The organism is uncultured Kiloniella sp. (assembly GCF_937128705.1).
Taxonomy (GTDB): domain Bacteria; phylum Pseudomonadota; class Alphaproteobacteria; order Kiloniellales; family Kiloniellaceae; genus Kiloniella.
The window spans coordinates 20,483-27,164 of sequence record NZ_CAKZMP010000138.1 but is presented as its reverse complement, the minus strand read 5'-3'; the positions used below and the strand labels follow the sequence as shown (position 1 = coordinate 27,164).

Genomic DNA, 6,682 nt, shown 5'->3' with positions numbered 1-6,682 from the left:
GATAACCTTATAACCACGTTCAGCGAGGTGAAGTGCGGCTGATGTGCCGGTCATACCGCCGCCGATGACGCATACATCACAGCTGTGTTCCCCGGTAATCGGGGGGTGATCACGGCTTGGGTTTATACTCGCCGTATAATACGAATTTGTGTAATCCTGATCGTTCATTTCTAAACGCTCCTTAGGTACCAATCAAATTCGACTGTGGAAATATGGCTGTTAAAACGTTCTCGTTCGGTTTTTCGGCAAGTAGAAAAGACGTTGCAGAATTCTTCGCCCATGTATTTCGGCAAAATTTCGGCTTTCTCAAAGGCGTCAATAGCATCGGGCCAGATGTTTGGCAGGGTCGCTTCTTTTTCTTCGTAAGCGTTACCTGTTATCCGCGGGCCGGGATCAATTTTATTTTCAAGCCCATGAAGGATGCCAGATAAAACGGCAGACATCACAAGGTGCGGGCTGGCGTCTGCGCCTGCTAGCCTGTGTTCAATGCGTGTCGCAGCCGGATGTCCCGCAGGAATGCGCAGGGCAACCGTTCTATTATTAATACCCCAGCACGGTGTGTGTGGTGCATAAGATCCTAGTTGAAAGCGCCGATAAGAATTTGCGTTCGGGGCAACAAGCGCCATTGATTCAGCCATGGAAGCGCAAAGGCCACCCATTGCCCATTTTATTTCGTCGCTCAGGCGTTCTTCATCTTTCGTGCCTTTACCTTGAAAAATATTCTTTCCATCATCATCCAGTAAGCTGACATGGATGTGGGTGCCGTTTCCAGATTCTTGTGTATAAGGCTTTGCCATGAAAGTCGCTTCCATCCCATGACGTTGGGCAACATGTTTGATCAGGCGCTTAAGGAGAACAGCTTGGTCGCATGCCAGAAGAGGGTCATCAACATGGTGCAGGTTGACTTCGTACTGTCCTGGGGCATATTCCGCGACCATTGTATCGGCGGGGATGCCTTGCGCCTTCGCTGTGGCGGCAACTTCGTCTAAAAAGTCATCAAAATCATAAAGTTCATCAATGCCGTAAACGGCTGGTCGTGCGTGGCGTAGCCCCGATATTGGTGATACCGGAGGTTGCGGGTAGCCCGCCATGGTTCTGTCTTTGTCAATAAGGTAGAATTCCAATTCGACAGCTGTCACGGGCTTTAGCCCCATTTTTGTAAAGCGATCAATGATGCCTTTTAAAACATGACGGGGATCAGCAAAGAAGGGGGAACCATCTTCTTCGTGCATGGTCAGAAGAACTTGCGCCAAACCCTTTCTGTGCCATGGGGCTGGTTTAAGCGTTCCAGGAACAACATGGCAAACCCGATCAGCATCGCCATTCGCCCAGACCAACCCTGCGCCTTCTACATTTGCCCCTGATGTGTCGAGGCAAAAAATGGAGCCCGGTAAAAGAATTCCTTCTTTGTAAACGGATGCCAATTTATCCCTGGTAATGCGCTTGCCACGTAAAATACCATTGCCATCGGCGATAAGAAGTTCAATCAAACCAATTTCAGGGTGAGCTTTTAGAAAGTCCGCCTGTTCAGAATAATGATCGGGTGTGCTGTTCATTTTATTTGTCGCCTGTTCTAACACATTTTAGGCAATTATGCGCATCGGAAGCTTATATTTGTCAAGAGATGTCCAATAAAAAGAACTCTTTTCTTGTTGGTTTAGGATTCACGTTAAAGTGTGTTCGTTATATTGATCATGCTATAATTATTTGTAATTAATAATAAATAATTATGTTTAAGTAAAAATACTTTAAAAATATAAATTTTTTTGTATGCATTTTAGAAAATGATATCTATCATTCTGTTCAGAATAACGATCATCATTTGCGTTAAGGTAGTTCAAAAATGAGTATTGGTAAGGCCTTTGTGGGTGTTTCCACCTGTCGTATGCCGAAGAATGGAAATGAATACGATAGTGTGAGCCGATATTATTCAGAGGCTGTCGCAAATGTCTCTGAGGCAATTCCATTGGGGATTCCTGCCTTAGGGGAAAAGTTGGACAGCGATGCGTTATTGGATCATCTGGATGGTGTTCTTTTTACGGGAAGTCCCTCGAACGTTGATCCCAAGCATTATGCTGGTGAGCAAAGTGACGAAGGAACACTTCATGATCCGGCACGGGATGCAACGACATTACCACTAATCAAGAAGGTCTTGGAAAAAGGAATTCCAATGCTGGCGATCTGCCGTGGGTATCAGGAACTTAATGTGGTTTTTGGCGGCACGCTTTTTCAGAAAGTTCAGGACCAACCAGAAAAAATGGATCATCGAGCTGACATGACGGGTGCAATAGAAGACCGCTTTGCTCTTGCTCATGACATTGAATTGGTTTCTGGTGGAATTTTATCGGGGTTAAATAGTGATCCCGTTGTTAAAGTTAATTCCGTTCACGCACAAGGCATTGATCGTTTAGGAGAGGGGCTGACAATAGAAGCTTACGCCCCAGATGGGCTGGTCGAAGCCGTCAGTGTTTCCGGGGCTTCTGCATTTGCGCTGGCTGTGCAGTGGCACCCGGAATGGAACGCCAGTGATAATGAATTCTCCAATAAGATTTTCAAGGCTTTTGGAGATGCTTGCCGCGAGCGCGCCAGAAGACGCTAACAAGAAGGCGGTGAGTAGGACAGGGTTTGGTATAGGAAGCCAATATCCAATAAAACAGGTGATTTATGACGTTTGAAGAATTAGAACAGTGGTGCAAAGAACGAAAAATTACTGAGGTTGAGTGCATGATACCTGATATTTCAGGCGTGCCACGCGGTAAGATCCTGCCTACTGAAAAATTCTTACGTGGAATTGGAAGTAACGGGCATCGTCTTCCTGAAAGTATTTTTACGCAAACCATAACAGGCGAATGGCCCGAAGAAGATACTTGGGTTGATATTGCTGATCACGATGTGATTCTCGAAGTTGATACAAGCACCATACGTCCTGTTCCTTGGTATAAAGAACCAACAGCCCAGGTCATTTGTGATTGTATTTATCCAGATGGAAAACCTGTAGATCTCTATGCGCGTCAAATCCTTCGTACTGTGCTGGGACTTTATGAGAAAAAAGGTTGGGAGCCTATCATCGCGCCTGAGCTGGAATTTTATCTGGTCCAAAAAAATACCGATCCAGATATGCCCTTGGTACCACCCATTGGTAAAAATGGTCGACCTGAAACTGCTCGCCAGTGCTACGGTATTGATGCTGTGAATGAATTCGACCCTGTGTTCGAAGATGTTTACGATTATTGCGAAGCGATGGGGTTGGACATTGATACCCTAAACCATGAAGCCGGTGCCGCACAGATCGAGATTAATTTCTTGCATGGTGATCCTCTGTCTCTTGCTGATCAGGTTTTCCTGTTTAAGCGCACAGTTCGTCAAACTGCCTTGTCTCATGATATCTATGCAACTTTCATGGCTAAGCCGATGAAGGATGAACCTGGTAGTTCAATGCACATTCACCATTCTGTGGTTGATGTCAAAACGGGCGAAAATATCTTTAGTGATGCTGATGGTAATGCAACTGAAGTGTTTGGCAACTTTATTGCTGGCCTACAGCGCTATTCCAGTGCGGCAATGCCATTCTTTGCGCCAAATGTGAATTCTTATCGACGGTTTGGGTATGATGAATCTCCGATTAATATTCATTGGGGAATTGATAATAGAAGTTGTGGGTTCAGAGTTCCAAATTCCAGCCCACAGAGCAGGCGCGTCGAGAACCGTTTGTGTGGATCCGATGTTAACCCTTATCTGGCAATCGCAGGAAGTTTACTTTGCGGGTACTTAGGTATGACACAAGGACTTAAGCCTGCCGCAAAAATCGAAGATAATGCTTATGTTCTGCCGCGCGGTTTACCGCTGTATTTATCCGATGCAATTACAGAATTGATGGATTGCAAGCCGATCAAAGATGTACTGGGTAATCGCTTTGTCGAAGCCCACTGTGCAACTAAAGAAGTCGAATATAATAATTATCATCAAGTAATTAGTTCGTGGGAACGCGAACATCTGTTGCTTAATGTTTAGAAGCTCGTGATCTTACTTTTAAGGTCTGCAGTTAAGAGGGTGTTATGAACCATATAAATAAAAGTACTGAATATTGGCAGGAATTGGATCGGGCGCACCATTTGCACCCCTTTACTGATACCAAGAGCCTGAACGAAAAAGGCACCCGTGTTATTACGAAAGCTGACGGTATTTACCTTTGGGATTCCGACGGTAATCGTGTTCTTGACGGGATGGCTGGGCTTTGGTGTGTAAATATTGGTTATGGCCGAAAAGAACTGGTCGATGCCGCGCAACGTCAAATGATGGAACTTCCCTATTACAATACTTTCTTTCAGACGACGAATGCCCCTGCGACAGAACTGTCACAGGTTTTGGCTGAAATTACGCCCGAAGGTCTTAACAGGGTCTTTTTTGCCAATTCCGGGTCAGAAGCTGTCGATACTGTTATTCGGCTTGTTCGTCGCTATTGGCAGGTCGAAGGGCAGCCTGAAAGAAACGTGATCATCAGCCGAAATAATGCTTATCATGGAAGTACTGTTGCTGGTGCATCTCTTGGCGGTATGGATCCTATGCACGAGCAAAGCGGTCTTATGATGCCGGGGATCGAGCATATAATGCAACCATACTGGTACAAAGATGGCGGCGATCTGACACCGGATGAATTTGGGTTGAAAGCAGCGCAAGCACTGGAAGAACGTATTCTGGACGTTGGCCCAGAAAAAGTTGCTGCTTTTATCGGCGAGCCAATCCAGGGTGCTGGTGGGGTGATTGTTCCGCCAGAGACCTATTGGCCTGAAATTCAACGGATCTGTGAAAAGTACGACATCCTTTTGGTTGCTGATGAAGTGATCTGTGGATTTGGTCGTACCGGAAACTGGTTTGGTAGCGAGACCTTTGGGATCAAGCCCGACCTTATGTCTATGGCAAAGGGCATGTCATCTGGTTATCTACCTATTTCTGCGGTGATGGTTGGGGATCGGGTTGCCAATAGTCTTATTGAAAAAAGTGGTGAGTTTTATCACGGCTATACATATTCCGGTCATCCTGCAGCCTGTGCTGTGGCGCTTGAAAATATTCGGTTGCTGCGCGAGGAAGGTATTGTTGACAGGGTACGGGATGAAACCGGACCCTATTTTCAAAAACGCCTGCGTGAACTCGAAGACCACCCGCTGATTGGTGAGGTTGTTGGTTATGGTATGGTCGCTGGTATGTTGGTGGTAAAAAACAAAGAGACTCGTGAGCTTTTTGAAAACGGATCGGAAGTCGGTAACATTTGCCGTGATCACTGTTTTAACAACGGCCTGATAATGCGGGCCTGTGGAGACCGGATGGTTCTTTCGCCGCCATTGGTCATGACAAAGGCGGAAATTGACGAGTTGTTGGAAAAAGTAAAATATTGTCTTGATTTAACAGCTAAAGATCTTGGAAAGTTATAACTGGGAGTGGATATTGATAACTCACTCATAAAAGAGGCCGATATCCACATAACTTTACCGGGTACATTTACTCAACGGAGGCTACATCGTGAAAAAAATTGGAAATAGTTTGCTGACCAGTGTTCTGGCATTAGGTCTAGCAGTAAGTACCCAAGCCAGTGCGGAAGAAGTGGTTAATGTCTTTAACTGGTCCGACTATATAGACGAAGAAATCCTTGCGGAATTTGAGGCCGAAACCGGCATCAAAGTGGTTTATGATGTTTTCGATTCTAATGAAGTGCTTGAAACAAAACTTCTTGCCGGTAGTTCCGGTTACGATGTGGTTGTTCCGACGGGGACTTTTTTGGCGCGTCAAATTCAAGCTGGTGTTTTCCAGAAACTTGATCAGTCGAAATTGACGAATAATGGCAATCTTTGGAATGTCGTGAGCGAGCGCGTTGACAAATATGATCCGGGTAATGCTTATTCTGTGAACTACATGTGGGGCACCACAGGTATCGGCTATAATGTCGATATGATCAAAGAACGCCTTGGCGTTGAGCGTATTGATAGTTGGGATGTTGTTTTTGACCCAGAAAAATTGGCTAAGCTAAAAGACTGTGGCGTGTATTTACTGGATGCTCCAACAGAATTGATACCCGCGGCTTTGAATTATCTGGGAAAAAATCCGGATAGCCGTGACAAGGGTGACTTGAAGGCCGCGGAAGATCTATTGATGTCAATTCGTCCCTTTGTGCGGAAATTCCATTCTTCTGAATATATATCAACCCTTGCCAATGGTGATATCTGTCTGACAGTTGGTTGGTCAGGTGATATTCTACAGGCCCGTGATCGTGCTGCTGAGGCAGATAACGGTGTTACCGTTGACTACGCTATTCCGAAAGAAGGCGCTTTGATGTGGTTCGACCAGATGGCCGTACCTGCCGATGCATCAAACGCTGATAATGCACACAAGTTTATTAATTATATCATGCGTGATGACGTGATGGCTAAAGCTTCTAACTACGTCTATTATGCAAATGGTAATCTTGCATCCCAAAAGCTATTGGCAGAGGATGTCATTGGCGATCCGGCGATCTATCCTGATTCAGGAACGATGGAGCGGCTCTACACAATTATGCCTTATGATCCCAAAACACAGCGTGTGATAACTCGCTTGTGGACCAAGGTCAAAAGCGGCAGCTAAATCCAGATAAAAGCATCGTCTCAATTTAGAGACGATGCTTTTTTATGTAGAGTATTGTTTGAGGGTG

Annotated in this window: 6 protein-coding genes; 4 read left to right on the top strand and 2 right to left on the bottom strand. The window is 45.4% G+C overall.

Annotated elements, in window-relative coordinates; all coding sequences use genetic code 11:
- Together Q0241_RS07735 and Q0241_RS07730 are read right to left on the bottom strand one after the other, a co-directional pair.
- Positions 1-168 (bottom strand): FAD-dependent oxidoreductase (locus tag Q0241_RS07735; RefSeq protein ID WP_299375603.1); only part of this gene is annotated, 168 nt, incomplete at its 3' end.
- Positions 169-170: 2 nt separating this feature from the next.
- A complete protein-coding gene (locus tag Q0241_RS07730) occupies positions 171-1,556 on the bottom strand; it encodes a glutamine synthetase family protein (RefSeq protein ID WP_299375601.1) in 1,386 nt (461 codons plus the stop codon).
- A 287-nt stretch (positions 1,557-1,843) separates the two neighbouring features.
- Here Q0241_RS07730 and Q0241_RS07725 point away from each other — a divergent pair, with 287 nt between their 5' ends.
- From Q0241_RS07725 to Q0241_RS07710, 4 genes are all read left to right on the top strand, one after another.
- The gene (locus Q0241_RS07725) at positions 1,844-2,599 is read left to right on the top strand and encodes a gamma-glutamyl-gamma-aminobutyrate hydrolase family protein (protein ID WP_299375599.1); all 756 of its coding nucleotides are present in this window, start codon (positions 1,844-1,846) and stop codon (positions 2,597-2,599) included.
- 65 nt (positions 2,600-2,664) lie between these two features.
- Positions 2,665-4,011, top strand: coding sequence for a glutamine synthetase family protein (locus tag Q0241_RS07720; RefSeq protein ID WP_299375597.1), 1,347 nt, complete (start codon positions 2,665-2,667; stop codon positions 4,009-4,011).
- Between the two features lie 44 nt (positions 4,012-4,055).
- Entirely contained in the window at positions 4,056-5,429 is a 1,374-nt protein-coding gene (locus Q0241_RS07715; RefSeq protein WP_299375595.1) for an aspartate aminotransferase family protein, read from the top strand.
- 88 nt (positions 5,430-5,517) lie between these two features.
- Positions 5,518-6,615, top strand: a complete 1,098-nt coding sequence (locus Q0241_RS07710; protein ID WP_299375593.1) for a polyamine ABC transporter substrate-binding protein — start codon at positions 5,518-5,520, stop codon at positions 6,613-6,615.
- The last annotated feature ends 67 nt before the right edge of the window (positions 6,616-6,682 follow it).